The sequence below is a fragment of the Bradyrhizobium sp. USDA 4510 genome (assembly GCF_054059095.1).
Map to the genome: position 1 here is coordinate 7479145 of NZ_JBSSBT010000001.1, position 15775 is coordinate 7494919.

The 15775-nt window shown below is 64.2% G+C and carries 15 protein-coding genes, 1 tRNA gene and 1 pseudogene; 12 read left to right on the plus strand and 5 right to left on the minus strand.

Translation table 11 applies throughout. The annotated features are described in order from the left end of the window. Positions 1–33 precede the first annotated feature (33 nt). From ACVMDN_RS34845 to ACVMDN_RS34855, 3 genes are read left to right on the plus strand one after another with little or no spacing between them, the layout of a single operon-like run. Entirely contained in the window at positions 34–2157 is a 2124-nt protein-coding gene (locus ACVMDN_RS34845) for an ABC transporter permease (RefSeq protein WP_076834930.1), read from the plus strand. After that, positions 2154–3251, plus strand: a complete 1098-nt coding sequence (locus ACVMDN_RS34850; protein WP_076834929.1) for an SMP-30/gluconolactonase/LRE family protein — start codon at positions 2154–2156, stop codon at positions 3249–3251. Before ACVMDN_RS34845 ends, ACVMDN_RS34850 begins: the two co-directional genes overlap by 4 nt. After that, positions 3248–4744, plus strand: coding sequence for a sugar ABC transporter ATP-binding protein (locus ACVMDN_RS34855; RefSeq protein WP_076834928.1), 1497 nt, complete (start codon positions 3248–3250; stop codon positions 4742–4744). Before ACVMDN_RS34850 ends, ACVMDN_RS34855 begins: the two co-directional genes overlap by 4 nt. 116 nt (positions 4745–4860) lie before the next feature. Here ACVMDN_RS34855 and ACVMDN_RS34860 read toward each other — a convergent pair whose 3' ends face one another. Genes ACVMDN_RS34860 through ACVMDN_RS34870 form a run of 3 tightly spaced genes read right to left on the minus strand, consistent with a single transcriptional unit; the run spans position 4861 to position 6369 of the window. Next, on the minus strand, positions 4861–5235 hold the full coding sequence (locus tag ACVMDN_RS34860) for a hypothetical protein (protein ID WP_057018949.1): 375 nt from the start codon (positions 5233–5235) through the stop codon (positions 4861–4863). A gap of 50 nt (positions 5236–5285) precedes the next feature. Further along, positions 5286–5573 (minus strand): DUF5658 family protein, encoded by a 288-nt coding sequence (locus tag ACVMDN_RS34865; protein ID WP_225161514.1) that lies wholly within the window; start codon positions 5571–5573, stop codon positions 5286–5288. Next, positions 5560–6369, minus strand: a complete 810-nt coding sequence (locus tag ACVMDN_RS34870) for a sterol desaturase family protein (RefSeq protein ID WP_057018950.1) — start codon at positions 6367–6369, stop codon at positions 5560–5562. The genes ACVMDN_RS34865 and ACVMDN_RS34870 overlap by 14 nt, the downstream gene beginning before the upstream one ends. 230 nt (positions 6370–6599) lie before the next feature. On the opposite strand from ACVMDN_RS34870, the pseudogene ACVMDN_RS34875 reads away from it, so the two are divergent. Both ACVMDN_RS34875 and ACVMDN_RS34880 read left to right on the plus strand, forming a co-directional pair. Continuing rightward, positions 6600–6920: pseudogene (locus tag ACVMDN_RS34875) on the plus strand (recombinase family protein); the annotation flags it as partial. Positions 6921–7179: 259 nt separating this feature from the next. Next, positions 7180–7701 carry a methyltransferase family protein gene (locus ACVMDN_RS34880; RefSeq protein ID WP_076834958.1) on the plus strand — a complete coding sequence of 174 codons (522 nt, stop codon included), beginning with the start codon at positions 7180–7182 and terminating at the stop codon, positions 7699–7701. Between the two features lie 48 nt (positions 7702–7749). Here ACVMDN_RS34880 and ACVMDN_RS34885 read toward each other — a convergent pair. Together ACVMDN_RS34885 and ACVMDN_RS34890 are read right to left on the minus strand one after the other, a co-directional pair. Further along, positions 7750–7826, minus strand: a tRNA-Arg gene (locus ACVMDN_RS34885). Positions 7827–7978: 152 nt separating this feature from the next. Further along, positions 7979–9457, minus strand: a complete 1479-nt coding sequence (locus tag ACVMDN_RS34890) for a sensor histidine kinase (RefSeq protein WP_076834927.1) — start codon at positions 9455–9457, stop codon at positions 7979–7981. Positions 9458–9822: 365 nt separating this feature from the next. Here ACVMDN_RS34890 and rpmH point away from each other — a divergent pair, with 365 nt between their 5' ends. The 7 genes from rpmH to ACVMDN_RS34925 all read left to right on the plus strand — a co-directional run bounded on the left by rpmH (position 9823) and on the right by ACVMDN_RS34925 (position 15655). Then, a complete protein-coding gene (gene rpmH / locus ACVMDN_RS34895) occupies positions 9823–9957 on the plus strand; it encodes a 50S ribosomal protein L34 (protein WP_008542748.1) in 135 nt (44 codons plus the stop codon). A gap of 32 nt (positions 9958–9989) precedes the next feature. Beyond that, positions 9990–10400 carry a ribonuclease P protein component gene (gene rnpA / locus ACVMDN_RS34900; RefSeq protein WP_057018968.1) on the plus strand — a complete coding sequence of 137 codons (411 nt, stop codon included), beginning with the start codon at positions 9990–9992 and terminating at the stop codon, positions 10398–10400. A 3-nt stretch (positions 10401–10403) separates the two neighbouring features. Then, positions 10404–12299 (plus strand): membrane protein insertase YidC, encoded by a 1896-nt coding sequence (gene yidC, locus ACVMDN_RS34905; RefSeq protein ID WP_076834926.1) that lies wholly within the window; start codon positions 10404–10406, stop codon positions 12297–12299. A gap of 173 nt (positions 12300–12472) precedes the next feature. Further along, a complete protein-coding gene (gene yihA, locus ACVMDN_RS34910) occupies positions 12473–13126 on the plus strand; it encodes a ribosome biogenesis GTP-binding protein YihA/YsxC (RefSeq protein WP_028335928.1) in 654 nt (217 codons plus the stop codon). After that, on the plus strand, positions 13123–13491 hold the full coding sequence (locus tag ACVMDN_RS34915; protein ID WP_141340928.1) for a DUF423 domain-containing protein: 369 nt from the start codon (positions 13123–13125) through the stop codon (positions 13489–13491). Before yihA ends, ACVMDN_RS34915 begins: the two co-directional genes overlap by 4 nt. Positions 13492–13715: 224 nt before the next feature. Next, positions 13716–14609 carry an acetylglutamate kinase gene (argB, locus tag ACVMDN_RS34920; protein ID WP_016848093.1) on the plus strand — a complete coding sequence of 298 codons (894 nt, stop codon included), beginning with the start codon at positions 13716–13718 and terminating at the stop codon, positions 14607–14609. A gap of 59 nt (positions 14610–14668) precedes the next feature. After that, positions 14669–15655, plus strand: coding sequence for a DUF1036 domain-containing protein (locus tag ACVMDN_RS34925; protein WP_076834924.1), 987 nt, complete (start codon positions 14669–14671; stop codon positions 15653–15655). The last annotated feature ends 120 nt before the right edge of the window (positions 15656–15775 follow it).

Consider the following 15775-nt stretch of genomic DNA (forward strand, 5'->3'; position numbering starts at 1 on the left):
CGTCGATTTTCCCAAATCGAACGCCTTGCTGGAATGCCGATGCGCGACACCCTGACGAGCCTGCGTTACCGCTACTGGCCGGATCATCTCCTCGGCGAGATCCTGTCCAAGCGTTGGACCGAGACCGCAATACCGGTGATCCTGCTTTTGATCGTCGGCTTCGCGCTCAGCCGTTCCATCGATCACTTCCTGTCGCCGTCGAGCCTTGCCGACACCGCGCGGCAGGCCGGCGAAATCGGCTTTATCGGCCTCGGCATGGCGCTGGTCGTCATCGTCGGCGGCATCGATCTGTCGGTCGGCTCGATCTTCGCGCTGACGGATTTCTGCGCGCTCTATCTGCTCGACGTGCTGAACTGGCCGGTGCCCGCGGTGGTCGTCGCCACCCTCGTCTGCGGTGCACTGCTCGGCGCCGTCAATGGCGTCCTGATCGGCTACTTAAGGCTGCGCGCCTTCATCACCACGCTGATCACCCTGATCATCTACCGCTCGGCGTTCGATCTGCTGATCCAACGCTACTCCAATTCGATCGCCGCGGCCTTCCCCGACATCCCGTCCTGGAATTTCATCGGCGGCGGCGACGTGTTCGGCATTCCGAGCGTCGCAATCGTCTACATCGCGATCGCCATCTTCGGCCATATCTTCATGACCCGGCTGCGTCCCGGCTGGCACATCACCGCGATCGGCGGCTCGCGCCGTTCCGCCTACAATTCCGGCATTCCGGTCCGCCGCACCATCGCGCTCTGCTATGTCGCAAGCGGCGTGCTGACCAGCATCGCAGCGCTGTTCTTCGCGGCCCGGCTCGGCACCGTCGGCGGCGACATCGGCGTCGGCCTCGAGGTGATCGTGCTGACCGCGACCGTGCTCGGCGGCATCACGCTCGGCGGCGGCAAGGGCTCGGTCGCCAAATCGCTGGTCGGCGTGCTGATCGTGCTCCTGATCACCAACGGCCTGACCACGCTCAATGCACGGGGCGGTATCAACCGCATGGCGCTGGCGGGCATCCTGCTGGTCGCCGCGATGGTCGACATCCGCTGGCAGAAGAACCGCACCCGCATCATCAGCAAGGTCTATGTCGCGCCGACCTATCATGCGCTGCCGCCGCCTCCGGCCACCGAGATCGGCCAGGGTGGCCCGTTCGAGCAGAACGACAAGCTGCGCGACGTCGAATTGATCGGCCTCGGCCGCATCGAGGCGCCGGAGGACGTGATCCTCGATCGCAACAACAATCTCTACGCCGGCTCGCGCCATGGCGACATCATCCGCTTCCATGCGCCCGATTATCAGCGGATGGAGGTGTTCGCCCATATCGGCGGTCAGCCGCTCGGCATGGCGTTCGACCGGCAGGACAATCTCTATGTCTGTATCGGCGGCATGGGCCTTTACCGCATCACGCCCGACGGCACCGTGGAAAAGGCGACCGACGAAACCAACCGCAGCATGCATTCGGTGAACGACGACAGCCGCCTGCGGCTGGCCGACGACCTCGACATCACCGATGACGGCCTGATCTTCTTCTCGGAAGCCACCGTGCGCTACGAGATGGACGAATGGCCGATCGACGGCCTCGAGGCGCGCGGCAACGGCCGCATCATCTGCTACGACACCAAGACCGGCGCCACGCATACGGCACTGCGCGGCCTCAAATTCCCCAACGGCATCTGCGTCGCCAGCGACGGCCAGTCGATCCTGTTCGCCGAGACCTTCGGCTGCTCGATCAAGCGGCTGTGGTTCGCGGGGCCGAAGAAGGGTCAGGTCGAGGTGGTGATGGACAATCTGCCGGGCTATCCCGACAACATCAATCTCGCCTCCGACGGCAATTACTGGCTGGCGCTGGTCGGCATGCGCAGCCCCTCGCTCGACCTCGCCTGGAAGATGCCGGGCTTCCGCCGCCGCATGGCCAAGCGCGTCCCGGTCGACGAATGGCTGTTCCCGAACATCAACACCGGCTGCGTGGTCAAGTTCAACGAGCAGGGCAAGATCCTCGAATCGTTCTGGGACCTGCACGGCGAGAACCATCCGATGATCACCTCGATGCGTGAGCATCGCGGTTATCTCTATCTCGGCGGCATCATGAACAACCGGATCGGCCGCTACAAGCTGGAGAACGCCGACCCGAACTTCGTGCAGTATGACAAGCGCTGGGGGAAGCTGTCGTGATCGCGGCCGTCAGGGAATTCTCCAACCGCTTTCTCGGCCGTGGCGAGGCCACCATCACCGTGCCGTCGTTCGACGGCGCACTCAAACCGAACCAGAAACTGGAATCTGCGACCACCTTGCTGGAATGCGAGGCGCCCGAGGATCTCGCAACCGATGGCCGCAACCTCTATGTCGCCGACGGCCGGCGTCTGCTGCGCCTCGACGGCGGCGGAGCGGCCGAGCTGCGCAGCTTCGAGCAGCCGATTTCGGCGCTCTGCGCGCTCACCGGCGGCGGCATCGCGGTCGCGCTCGGCGGCCGCGAGGTGCGGCTCTACGCCGACCCCTCGTCGGGCGAGCCGAGCGTGACGTTCAACGACGCCGCCTTCAACGCGATCAACGCGCTGACGCAGGCCGGCGATGGCACCCTGATCGCAACCGACGGCTCGGCGACCTGCGGCATCGATGATTGGGCGCGCGACCTGATGGAGCTGAACCGAAGCGGCCGCGTGTTCCGGCTCGACCCCAGGACCAGATCGGTGCAGCTGCTGGCGTCGAAGCTCGGCTACGCCTTCGGCGCCTGCGCGCGGGGCAACGGCGTGCTCGTCAGCGAGAGCTGGCGGCATCGCCTCGTCCTCGTCTCGAACGGAAGGCCGCCGCAGGTCGTGCTCGGTCACCTGCCCGTCTATCCGTCGCGGCTGTCGAAGGCCGCGGGCGGCGGCTATTGGCTCACCGCATTCACCGCACGCACCCAGCTGATCGAGTTCGTGCTGCGCGAGCCGGCCTACCGGCGCCGCATGATGGCCGAGATCGACCCAGCCTATTGGGTGGCGCCGCGGCTGCGCTCGGGGTTCTCGTTCAAGGAGCCGATGCAGGGCGCGCACATCAAGACGATGGGCGTCATCAAGCCGTGGGCGCCGCCGCGCTCCTATGGCCTCGTCATCCGGCTGAGCGAGGACGGCAAGCCAAAGTATTCGCTGCACAGCCGGGTCGACGGCGTCAATCACGGCGTCGTCGCGGCGCTGGAGCTGGGCGGCGATCTTGTGCTGATCGCCAAGGGACCGGGCCGCGTGCTGAAACTGCCCCTCGCCGGGCTCGCCGAGGAGACAGGCTCATGAGCGACACCGTGTTGTCCCTGCGCAAGGCCACCAAGCTTTACGCGGGCGTGCCCGCCATCGAGGGCGTCGACTTCGATCTGCGCCGCGGTGAGATTCACGCGCTGGTCGGCGAGAATGGCGCCGGCAAGTCGACGCTGACCAAGGTGATGGCCGGCGTCGTGACCTTGACGTCCGGCGGCATGAGTGTCGATGGCGCGGAGGTCGCGCCGCGGACGCCGCTGGAGGCGCGCAATCTCGGCATCGCCATGGTGTTCCAGGAGAACAGCCTGGTGCCGACCATGACGGTCGCGCAAAACCTGTTCCTCGGGCAGGAGAAATTCTACAACCGGCTGCGCGGCATCTACATCGCCGCCCAGCAGTTCCTGCAATCGCTGAATTTCGACGTGACGCCGACCGCCACCGTGAGCGGGCTCGGCGCCGCCAAGAAGCAGATGGTGGAGATCGCGCGCGCGGTTCTGCACAAGGCCAAGGTCATCATCTTCGACGAGCCGACCGCGTCGCTGACGCCGGAAGAGAAGAAATATTTCTTCGACCTGGTCCGTGACCTCAAGAAGCGCGGCGTCTCGATCATCTTCATCTCGCACGCGCTGGAAGAGGCGCTGCTGCTCGCCGACCGCATCACCGTGCTGCGCGACGGCAAGCACGTCATCACCGACGACGCCGCGAAGTTCGACCGGGCGGCGATCGTGCAGGCGATGGTCGGCCGCGACCTCTCCAACACGCTGTATGGCGCGCGGAAGACCAGCGTCCGGCCGGCCGGTGCGCGCGTGCTCGCGGTGCAGAACCTCAAGATGGCGCCGATGGTGAAGAACAATTCGCTGTCGGTGTTCGCCGGGCAGATCACCGGCGTGTTCGGCCTGGTCGGCGCGGGCCGCACCGAGACCTTCAAGATCGTCTCCGGCGTGTTGAAGCGCGACTTCTTCCACGGCGGCGAAATCATGCTGCACGACAAGCCGGTGCGCTACCGGGTTCCGGCGCCGGCGGTCAAGGCCGGCATCGCCTATGTGACCGAGGATCGCAAGGTCGAGGGCTTCTTCGAAACCGCCTCGATCGCCCGCAACATCTATCTCGGCCTGCTTTCGAAGTTTCCCGGGGGCCGCATGATGTTGTCGCTACGCGAGGCCAATTCGGTCGGCAAGACCTGGACTCAGCGCCTCAAGGTTCGCGCCATCGGCGACGAGGCCAAGGTGGTCGAGCTGTCAGGCGGCAACCAGCAGAAGGTGGTGATCGCCAAATCGCTGGTGCAGGAGCCCGAGCTGATCATCTTCGACGAACCGACCCGCGGCGTCGACGTCGGCGCCATCGTCGAGATCCACGAGCTGATCAACCAGCTCGCCGACGAAGGCAAGGCGGTGGTGGTGATCTCGTCCTATCTGCCCGAGATCATGGCGCTGTCCGACCGCATCCTGGTCTCGCGTCAGGGCAAGGTGGTCGAGGAATTCTCCGCGCTCGAAGCCACCGAGGAGAAGATCATGTACGCGGCGATTCATTGATCGCCGCAACGGACGTGCTTCACGGCCGGCTCGCCGCACGCAGCGCACTCGTGCAGGCCTCGCTCAAGCAGGTTCGGTGCGGGTAGCCGCCCGCCTGCCGCGATCCTGGTCGAACGCTACTTCGGTCCGACGGTTCCGGTCACCTTCAGTCTCGCCGATCTCACCCAACCCGAGACGTCGTTGCCCGTCCCCGGATTGAGATACATCACCGACGACCAGCCATCCCTGGTTTGCGCATACGCGATCAGTGCGTCATTCGGAATGACGAACACGCCGCGGATCGGACAGTGCAGATTCGGTGCGGAGTAGAATTGCAGCCGTCCCGTGCCCGTCACCACATTGGCCAGCGGCGGCGACAGCATCGGGACGCGGCTGGTGCCGGTCTGCGGCTCCTTGCAGTTCGACGGCGTCTGCGCGTGCACGGTCGCCCCCGGAGCCCCCAGGATCAGGGCACAGCAGACCATGCAGGCGACAACGAACCTGTCCGACATCGCTGATCCTCCTGACGTCGCCGATTGCGGCAACCGGCGAAGGGATTGATTCAGTTCGTGCCCGCGATGATGACGAGATTGTTCAGGACAGGCGTGGAGCAGAACGCGACGACGAGAGCGATGTTGTAAACGTTGTTGCTCCGCCAAAGCAGCCACGTGACCACGAACGTCAAGCCAAGCTTGGGCACCAGCCACCAGACGCCGAACCATGTCTGCGCCAGATGCATGAACGGGTTCAACTCACCCAATCCGAGACTCAGGATCACATTCGTCGACTCAAGGTCGGCGTAACCCAGCAGCAGCGCGAGGAGCACCAAAAGACCCTTAACCCAATTCATTCCGAGACTCCCGATGCCAGTAATGCCGAAGATGCCGGATTGGCCAGATCACACTATTGATGATGTCCACGCGCTCGGCAGGCACGAGGCCCGTTGCAGGATATTCGTCCGGCTTCGGTATCCAGGCCGTGCCGAACAGAATGTCGAGAAACGGAAAGCAGGCAGCGAAATTTTTGTCCCTGTGCTCGGGAAGGACCGAATGATGGATCCGGTGCCATTGCGGATTGTTGATCCATGTCACATACCGACCGAGCGGAATGCGGACGTTGAGATGGGCACACGCATCGGGCATGAAGAAGATAAATCCCACCGCGATCACCATGTCCGGCGGGATGCGGAACAGGATCGCCATGATCGGAAGAAAGGCGTCGGACAACACCCGCTCCAGCCAGAAATGCCGGCCGCCGGTAATGAACGTGACGCCGTTCGCGCTGTGATGGAACGAGTGCATCGCCCATAGAAAGGGGATCGCATGTTGGAGACGATGATACGTGTACTTGTAGAGATCGAATGCAACCACGATGATTGCGAGTGAGACGTACCACCAGTAACCGTCGGTCGGCAGCTTGATCCAACCGAGACCGGTATAGCTCGCAATCTTGCCCGCGGTGATCGCCGCGATCGGAGCGAGCATGGACGACAACCCGAGGCTCACGATCACCGCGAGCCAATCATCACGAAACTCGGCGTAGGGAACGTCCGCAATCGGCCATCTTTTTTCCAGGATGCGGCTGGTGTAGACGATGCCCAGAAACACGGCCGCATAAAATACGGCGTTTGCGATGTCACTCTGCATGAGGGATGACTCGCCGGTTCAAAAGGACAGACAATAAGAATAAAAACATTGCTGTGCCTATAAGCTAAAAAAGCTTATTTTTTCTCAACGCTCCGGCGGGGGCAAGCAGGGTTTTTACGGGGCGGCCCTCGTCTTCGGCCCGATTCTGGCCCGCGCGGGCGCATTTTTTCCGGGCCGGTCTCCGATCCGGTGCGGCGATAGCCCGCTGAAGCGAACCCCGCGCCCGCCCGCGGGACATTGTGCGCACCGTGAAGGCGCGTGGTGCATCCCTGAGGGGCTATACAGAGCAACCCATCGACACCAGCACAGCAGCGGGCAAGCGCTTCCTGGACATGCTCGGTGTGCTCACCGAGTTCGAGACCAACCTCCGCAAAGAGCGGCAGCTTGAGAGTATCGCGGAGGCCAAGGCACGCGGGGTCTACCAAGACCACAAAGCGTCCATCGACACCGCCAAAGTGAAGGCGCTTAAGGCTGAAGGCATGGGAGCGTCCGCTATCGCGAAGGCGCTCAAGATTGGCCGCGCGTCGGTTTACCGGGCTCTTGAGGATTGAGGAGGGAAGCCAATGACACCCACAGCGCCCTCCAACTGTGACCACGGGCTGTGTGAGTGCAGTGGAACGCAATCGATCCAGAAGTGTCTGGGGATGCTCTACTGAAGACGAGCACGCATCAGCTGCCCGAACCAATGGGAGCTTGCGTGAATGGCGCGCCGTGGCCGATGAAGATGGGCACTACGTGTTCGCCGTGGCGCCATGATGCAACGGTTCAATTTTGCCGACCGCCTTGCGACAGGACGGAAAGGAGGTGCCCATGCCGAAAACGATCGCGGTATTGGGCTCTGCCCTCTTCTTTGCGGTTGCGCCCAGCTCGGTGGCGGGGCTCGTTCCCTGGTGGATTACGCGTTGGGAGTTTCGGCCGCCCTTCTTCGATCTCGACGCGACGCGCGCCGTCGGGATCCTGTTGATCGTCGCCGGTCTACCCGCGCTTGTCGACTCGTTTGCACGCTTTGCGCTGCAAGGATTGGGCACGCCGGCGCCGGTCGCACCGACGCAGAACCTCGTGGTGACGGGTCTCTATCGCTATGTGCGCAATCCTATTTACGTTGCCCTTGTCGCCGTCATTCTGGGCCAAGCGGTCTTGTTCGGCGACCAGCGCCTTCTTGGGTACGGTGTGTTGGTGTGGCTCGCCTTCCACGCGTTTGTCGTGGGGTACGAGGAGCCGGCGCTCGTTCGTATGTTCGGAACGGAGTACGAGGATTTCCGGGCCAATGTCCCGCGCTGGATTCCGCGGCTCACGGCCTGGCGAGCCGCACGACGCCGGAATCATTCGTGACGCGGGCGCCACCGCGGGAAGGGCGTGGTACCGCGCCCTGTCGTAAAATGGCGCGCCCGGAACGATTCGAACGTCCGACCCTCAGATTCGTAGTCTGATGCTCTATCCAGCTGAGCTACGGGCGCATTTTCGCGGGTGGGCTTGAGCCCGCATGGTCCCGGGAGGCCCGGAACGTCGCGAAAGAGCGCTCTAGCTACAGGCTCCGGGTCCGGTTGGCAAGGTCTGGAAACGCCAATTTCGGCCGCAGTTTTGGCCGCCCCGGAATACCGGAACGGCCTCAGGCCCTCGCCCGCTCGCTGCGGACCGACAGCAGTTCCACCGGACGATCCGGGATCGAAATCCGGAAGGTGGCGCCGATCGTGCCCTCGACCAGATGGATGTGGCCGCCGTGGGCCCGGATCAGCTCGGCGGCAATGGCAAGGCCGAGTCCGCTTCCGCCGGGGCGGCCGGAGGTCTGGAATGCCTCGAACAGATGCTCGCGCGCCTTGGTCGGGACGCCCGGACCGGTGTCGGAGACCTCGATGATCGCAACCGTCCCCTCGCGGCGGCCGGTGATGCGGATCTGCTGCGCGCCGCCGTCACCTGCGGGCCGGGTTTCCAACGCCTGCGCCGCGTTGCGCACCAGATTGAGCAGCACGCGGAACAGCTGGTCCGGGTCGGCGTCGATGGTCAGGCCGCGCTCGATCGCGCTGATCCAGGTGATCGCGACATCGGTGGCAAGCCCGGCCGACTCCCGCACCTCGGCGACCGCGGGCTCAACCATGATGACGCGGCGATCAGGCGCCGCCTCCTGCGCGCGGCCATAAGACAGTGTCGACTGGCAGAAGGCGATGGCGCGCTCCAGCGAGCGCAACAATTTCGGCGCAAAGCGTTGCACCCGCGGGTCGGGCACGCTGGCGAGCTGGTCCGACAGCAATTGCGAGGACGCCAGCAGATTGCGCAGATCATGGTTGATCTTGGAGACGGCGAGCCCGAGCGCGGCAAGCCGGCTCTTCTGATGCAGCATCGAGACGAGGTCGCGCTGCATGTCGGACAGCTCGCGCTCGGCAACGCCGATCTCGTCGCCGCGCTGGCTCGGCACGATGATTCGCGCCGAACTCTCCGGATTCTCATGGAAGCCGACCAGGCTCGCGGTCAGCCGCCGCATCGGGCGCACGAACAGATAATGCAGCGCCAGATAGACCAGACCGGCGGTCAGGCCGGCGATCAACAATGCAACGACCAAAACGTTGCGCGAGAAGCGGTACATCGCCTGCCGCAGCGGCTTCTCGTCGATCACGACCTCGATGAATTGCGCCTGGCCCGGCGCGGGTCCGACCACGCGGATGGTCTGGTCACCGTGCTCCAGCATGATCTCGAAGGCATCGACGATCGCCGACCATACCGTCATGGTCCGCATGTCGACGTCATGGTCGATCGCCGCCGGCAAATCGGCGCTGGCGAGCAGCCGGCGCTGCTGTCCCAATTTGATGGCGACGGCACGGGCGCCGATGCTGGTCAGGATCTGCCGCGCCAGCGAATCCGGCACCAGGCCGGACGGGGCGGCATCGAGCACCAGCGCCGCGGTATTGGCGGCGGCCAGGCGGTCATTGAGCCGGTTCATCCGGAAGTTGGCGATGGCCGGGACGTAGATCAGGAGCCCGGCGATCATCACCAGGGGAATCGTCAGCAGCAAAAGCTTGCCCGACAGCCCGAGCCGGGGGGACGGCTTGGGCCGCTGCTTCTGCGCGGTCGCCTGATCGTCAGTTAGAGCCACAAGATAAGGCCTTGTTTGGCTTAGGGGTCAGAAGATGCGGCCCGGCCCCCAAGCCGGTCAAATTACGGATCGCTAATGTGGACGGTTCCCCGAACGCCCCAAAGCGTCTCCATACCGTCAAATACCCCGCGAAATCAGATATATTCGCCCCAATTACGACGTTTCGAAGAACCCTTTTTGCGACGGCCTGTGACATTGACGAAAACAGGGCGCTCCCTTATAAGCCGCGCCAACTGTCCGCGATGGCCCGGTTCTTGACCCGGGGGCGGCTCTTTGGGGCCGTCAACGGCTCGTTTGGGCCCGCCAGCATCACCGGACTCCATCTCAATACAACGGCAAATTGCCCGGTCAGCGGAGAATTACCCGTGAAGCGGACTTATCAACCCAGCAAACTGGTGCGCAAGCGCCGTCACGGCTTCCGCGCCCGTCTCGCCACGGCCGGCGGCCGCAAGGTCCTCGCTGCGCGCCGCGCGCGTGGCCGCAAGCGCCTGAGCGCCTGAGCCCGGACGTCTCCTCTCCGGAGATACCCATTATGGATCGGCTGAGGCAGCGGGCGGATTTCCTCGCCGTTGCCAATGGCGCACGGGCGAATACCACAGCTTTTGTGCTGCAGGGCCGCCGCCGCGACGATCAGGGCCCGATCCGCGTCGGCTATACCGTCACCAAGAAGAACGGCACCGCGACCGAGCGCAACCGCATCCGCCGCCGGCTTCGCGAAGTGATGAGACAGGTCGACGCCGTATTCATGCGGCCGCACCATGATTATGTGCTAGTGGGCCGTCGTGACGCGCTGACCCGCGACTTTGCGACCATGCTTGACGACCTGCGGTCGGCGCTGCGCCGCCTCGACCGGCCTGCGCCCAACACGGGTAATAACAAGACGGGTACCAACAAGGCGGGTAACAAGAGCGCGCCCAATCCGAATGGAATGACGAGACCCTAAGAGATGTCCGACAACCGCAACACGATCCTTGCCGTCATTCTGTCCGGCCTCGTCCTGATCGCCTGGCAATATTTCTACAATGTGCCGCAGATGGAGAAGCAGCGCGAGGCGCAGCGCCAGGCGGAGTTGCAGAAGCCGGCGCCGCAGGCGACTCCGGGTGCTGCTCCCGGCACCGCTCCGGGTACCTCGGCGACTCCCTCTCCGGCTCCCGGCGCGCCTGCTGCTGACGCTCCGGTCGCGAGCCGCGAGACGGTGCTTGCCTCCGGCCCGCGCATCAAGATCGAGACCCCGCGCGTCACCGGCAGCATCGCGCTGAAGGGCGCCCGGATCGACGACCTGGCGCTGGTTCAGTTCCGCGAGACGGTCGATCCCAAATCGCCGGCTGTCGTGCTGCTTTCCCCGTCGGGCACGGCCGAGCCTTATTACGCCGAGTTCCTGTGGCTGACCGCCAACGGCTCATCGGTGAAGACGCCGAACGCCGAAACCGTCTGGCAGCAGGAGGGATCGAACACCCTGTCGCCGAGCACCCCGGTGATTCTGAAATACGAGAACGGCCAGGGCCTGACCTTCCGCCGCACCATCTCGATCGACGATCGCTACCTCTTCAGCATCAGGGACGAGGTCATCAATCAAGGCAGCGCGCCGGTGACGCTGTATCCGTTCGGTCTGATCTCGCGCGGTGGCAAGCCGCCGGTCTCCGGCTACGCGATTCTGCATGAAGGCCCGATCGGCTATCTCGGCGAACACGGCCTGCAGGAATTCAGCTACAAGAACATCGACGAGGCCAAGACCTCAACCGGCGGCAATTCGCGCGGCATCGTGTTCACGAAGGTCACCGACGGCTGGCTCGGCATCACCGACAAATACTGGGCCACGGCACTGCTGCCGGAGACCACCGCAACGCTCGAAAGCGCCCGCTTCACCACCGGCGACAAGCGCTACCAGACCGACTACATGCTCGGCGCGCAGACCATTCCGATCGGCGGCACCGGCGTTGCCAACGGGCGGCTGTTCGCCGGCGCGAAGGAGGCCGCCACGGTCGGCCTCAACTTCCCGCTGGTCGGCTTCGGCGGCTACAACAAGCAGCTCGGCCTCAACCATTTCGATCTCCTGATCGACTGGGGCCATTTCTACTTCATCACCAAGCCGATGTTCCTGGCGCTCGACTGGTTCTATCGCCTGGTCGGCAATTTCGGCATCGCGATCCTCTTGGTGACCGTGATCGTGAAGCTGTTGTTCTTCCCGCTCGCCAACAAGTCCTACGCCTCGATGGCGAAGATGAAGTCGGTGCAGCCGCAGCTGCAGGCGCTGAAGGAACGTTATCCTGATGACCGCGTGAAGCAGCAGCAGGAGATGATGGAGATCTACAAGAAGGAGAAGATCAACCCGATCGCGGGCTGTCTTCCCGTCGCCTTGCAGATCCCGGTGTTCTTCTCGCTCTACAAGGTGCTGTTCATCACCATCGAAATGCGGCACGCGCCGTTCTTCGGCTGGATCAAGGACCTCTCGGCGCCCGATCCGACCAACCTGTTCACGCTGTTCGGCCTCATTCCGTTCGATCCGATCGCGCTGCTCGGACCGCATTTCGGCGCCTATCTGGTGATGGGTATCTGGCCGATCATCATGGGCATCACGATGTGGGTCCAGATGAAGCTCAATCCGGCGCCGCCAGATCCGACCCAGAAGATGATCTTCGACTGGATGCCGCTGATCTTCACCTTCATGCTGGCCGGCTTCCCGGCGGGTCTCGTGATCTACTGGGCCTGGAACAACCTGCTGTCGGTGCTGCAGCAGAGCTACATCATGCGGCGCAACGGCGTGAAGGTGGAGCTGTTCGACAATCTGAAGTCGACGTTTCAAAAAAAAAGCGTGACGACTGAGACAAAGAAGGCGACGTAGCTTCCAGCAACGGCGCTTCGTCACCACGTCATGCCCGGCCTTGTGCCGGGCATCGACATATTGGAGGACGGCCAGAACCGAGGCTCTGGACGTTGACCTGGATGGCCGGGTCGTCCTACGCCAAGGACCCGCCTTGGGCCTTTGTCTGGCCGCGACGAGATGGAATCCTTCGCATGAGCACCGAACCCGATGCGGCGCTAATTGAGCAAGGCCGGAAACTGTTCGCCGGCGACTGGCGCTTCATCTGGGCCTCGCCCTCGATCGAGACGCTGCCGCCGATGGCCGGCCTCGAGGTCGCCTTTGCCGGCCGCTCCAATGTCGGCAAGTCGAGCCTGATCAACGCGCTGACCGGCCGCAGCAACCTGGCTCGCACCTCGCACACGCCCGGGCGCACCCAGGAGCTGATCTTCTTCGAGGGGCCGGAGAAGGCGGGCTTCCGCCTGGTCGACATGCCCGGCTACGGCTACGCCTCGGCGCCCAAGACCAAGGTGGCGTCGTGGACGGCGCTGATCCACAAATTCCTGCTCGGGCGCGCGACACTGGCGCGGGTCTACGTGCTGATCGACGCGCGCCACGGCATCAAGGACGTCGATCTCGACGTGCTGAAGACGCTGGACAAGTCCGCGGTGAGCTATCAGGTCGTGCTGACCAAGGCCGACCAGGTGAAGGCCGGCGAACTCAAGACCGTCATCGCCGACACGTCAGCAACGCTCGCAAAACATCCCGCCGCCTTCCCCGAAGTGCTGGTGACCTCGTCGCGCACCGGCGACGGCATGCCGGAGCTGCGTGCCGCCATGGTGCGCCTGATCGAGGAACGGCGCCGATGAGCGGCGCATCCCGCTTCCTGATCGGCCTTGCCGCCATCATGGGCGCTTGCGGCGTGATGCTGGCGGCGGCCGCAGCCCATCTGCCTGACGCCACGCGGCTGGCGGCGGCATCCTCGATGCTGCTGTTCCATGCACCCGCCGTAGTCGCGACCATCGCGGTCACGGATCGCGCGATCATCCATGCGAAGCTCGCAGTCGTGGCGGCGGCCGGCTTCGTCATCGCGGCGTCATTGTTCGCGGGCGACCTCGTGCTGCGCCAATATGCCGGCCATGGATTGTTTCCGATGGCTGCGCCGACCGGCGGAACGCTCTTGATCCTGAGCTGGCTGGTACTGGCGGTCGCGGCGGTGTGGCCGAAGCGGTGATGACCGCCATACTTCCTTCTCCCCTTGTGGGAGAAGGTGGCGCGGATGCAATCCGCGCCGGATGAGGGGTCTCTATCCGCGGAGACAGACCCCTCACCCGGCTTCGATGCCGTCGCATCGAAGCCACCCTCTCCCACAAGGGGAGAGGGTCAAGACCGCTTTGCGCCCTGCCCGCCAATCAGATAGAACCGCGCCACCCCTCCGCTGACGACGAGACCAGCCCCATGACCGACCAGCACATCAGCCCGCTCGATCAGGCCCGCATTCTGTCCGAGGCGCTGCCGCACATGCAGGAATATGACGAGGAAACCATCGTCATTAAATATGGCGGCCATGCCATGGGCGCCGAGGACACCGCGAAGGCGTTCGCGCGCGACATCGTGCTGCTCGAGCAGACCGCGATCAATCCGGTGGTCGTGCATGGCGGTGGGCCGCAGATCGCGACCATGCTGAAGCGCCTCGGCATCCAGTCGGAATTCGCCGCGGGCCTGCGCATCACCGACGCCGCGACCATCGAGATCGTCGAGATGGTACTGGCGGGCTCGGTCAACAAGCAGATCGTCGGCTACATCAACGAGGCGGGCGGCAAGGCCGTGGGCCTCTCCGGCAAGGACGGCAACATGGTGAAGGCGTCGAAGACGACGCGCACCATGGTCGATCCGGATTCCAACATCGAGAAGGCCATCGATCTCGGCTTCGTCGGCGACCCCGAAAAGGTCGACCTCACGCTGCTCAATCAGCTGATCGGCTATGAGCTGATCCCGGTGCTGGCGCCGCTGGCGACCTCGCAGGACGGCCAGACACTGAACATCAACGCCGACACCTTCGCCGGCGCAATCGCGGGCGCGCTCAAGGCCAAGCGCCTGTTGCTGCTGACGGACGTGCCGGGCGTGCTCGACAAGTCCAAGAAGCTGATTCCGGACCTGTCGATCAAGGAAGCCCGCAAGCTGATCGCCGACGGCACGATTTCCGGCGGCATGATCCCGAAGGTCGAGACCTGCATTTACGCGCTCGAACAGGGCGTGCAGGGCGTCGTGATCATCGACGGCAAGACGCAGCACGCGGTGCTGCTCGAGCTCTTCACCAACCAGGGCACCGGCACGCTGATCCACAAGTAATGGCAGACGCGGGACACACGGCGAGGATTCCTCGCCGGTCGCTGCCGGCGCGGCTCGCGATGTCGCTGCCGGCCGCGCTGGTGTCGTTCCTGTTCTCGTCGGCGCCGGCGCATGCCGATCTCAAGCTCTGCAACCGCATGAGCTATGTGATCGAGGCCGCGATCGGCATCGACGACAAGGCCGCGACCGCGACACGCGGCTGGTTCCGCATCGATCCCGCGACCTGCCGGGTCGTGGTGCAGGGCGCGCTCACCGCCGACCGCGTGCTGCTCAATGCGCGGGCGCTCGGCGTCTACGGCGCCTCGCCGATCCCGCAGAACGGCACCGACACGCTCTGCGTGGCGCAGGACAATTTCGTGATCGCCGCCGCGCGACAATGCCGTTCCGGCCAGATGCCCGCGCAATTCACCCAGATCACGCCGACCAAGACCGACGACGGCCATCTGGTCGCCTATCTCGCCGAAGACAGCGAATATGACGACGAGCAGGCGCGCCTCGCCGGCATCCAGCGCCTCTTGGTGATCGCGGGCTACGATGCCGCGCCGATCGACGGCGTCGACGGGCCGAAGACCCAGAGTGCGCTGGCGGCATTCCTCAGGAGTCGCGGGCTCGCCAGCGACATCGTGCAGTCGCCGAATTTCTTCGCCACCATGATCGATGCCGTGCAGAAGCCGTCGCCATCGGGGCTGACCTGGTGCAACGACACGCCGCACAAGGTGATGGCCGCGGTTGCAACCGACGACGGCAAGGTGGTGACCAGCCGCGGCTGGTATCGCATCGACCCCGGCAAGTGCCTGCATCCGGACGTGTCAGGCACGCCGAAGCAGATCTATTCGTTTGCTGAAGCGGTCGACAACGACAACCGGGCCATCCGCATCAAGGACAAGCCGCTGAACTGGGGCGGCGGGGTCCAGCTCTGCACCCGCGAAAGCAAGTTCGAGATCAACGAACAGGGCGACTGCAGCACCCGCGGCCTCGCCGCACTCGGCTTCACCACCGTCGACATGACCAGCGGCGGCAAGACGCTGCGCTTTGCGATGCCGTGATGAAGATAATGAGGCCGCAAACATCGATGTCGTCCTGGCGAAGGCCAGGACCCATTACCACAAGACTGCGTTTGGCGAAGAACGACGAGCACCGTGCCACATTGATAGATTCCGCGGTAT

Coding starts and splice junctions, on each gene's coding strand:
- rnpA (WP_057018968.1), top strand. CDS start 9,990: ATGGATCGGCTGAGGCAGCGGGCGGATTTCCTCGCCGTTGCCAATGGC.
- ACVMDN_RS34845 (WP_076834930.1), top strand. CDS start 34: ATGCCGATGCGCGACACCCTGACGAGCCTGCGTTACCGCTACTGGCCG.
- ACVMDN_RS34860 (WP_057018949.1), bottom strand. CDS start 5,235: ATGTCGGACAGGTTCGTTGTCGCCTGCATGGTCTGCTGTGCCCTGATC.
- ACVMDN_RS34880 (WP_076834958.1), top strand. CDS start 7,180: ATGCCGAAAACGATCGCGGTATTGGGCTCTGCCCTCTTCTTTGCGGTT.
- ACVMDN_RS34915 (WP_141340928.1), top strand. CDS start 13,123: ATGAGCGGCGCATCCCGCTTCCTGATCGGCCTTGCCGCCATCATGGGC.
- ACVMDN_RS34865 (WP_225161514.1), bottom strand. CDS start 5,573: ATGAATTGGGTTAAGGGTCTTTTGGTGCTCCTCGCGCTGCTGCTGGGT.
- yidC (WP_076834926.1), top strand. CDS start 10,404: ATGTCCGACAACCGCAACACGATCCTTGCCGTCATTCTGTCCGGCCTC.
- ACVMDN_RS34870 (WP_057018950.1), bottom strand. CDS start 6,369: ATGCAGAGTGACATCGCAAACGCCGTATTTTATGCGGCCGTGTTTCTG.
- argB (WP_016848093.1), top strand. CDS start 13,716: ATGACCGACCAGCACATCAGCCCGCTCGATCAGGCCCGCATTCTGTCC.
- yihA (WP_028335928.1), top strand. CDS start 12,473: ATGAGCACCGAACCCGATGCGGCGCTAATTGAGCAAGGCCGGAAACTG.
- ACVMDN_RS34925 (WP_076834924.1), top strand. CDS start 14,669: ATGTCGCTGCCGGCCGCGCTGGTGTCGTTCCTGTTCTCGTCGGCGCCG.
- ACVMDN_RS34855 (WP_076834928.1), top strand. CDS start 3,248: ATGAGCGACACCGTGTTGTCCCTGCGCAAGGCCACCAAGCTTTACGCG.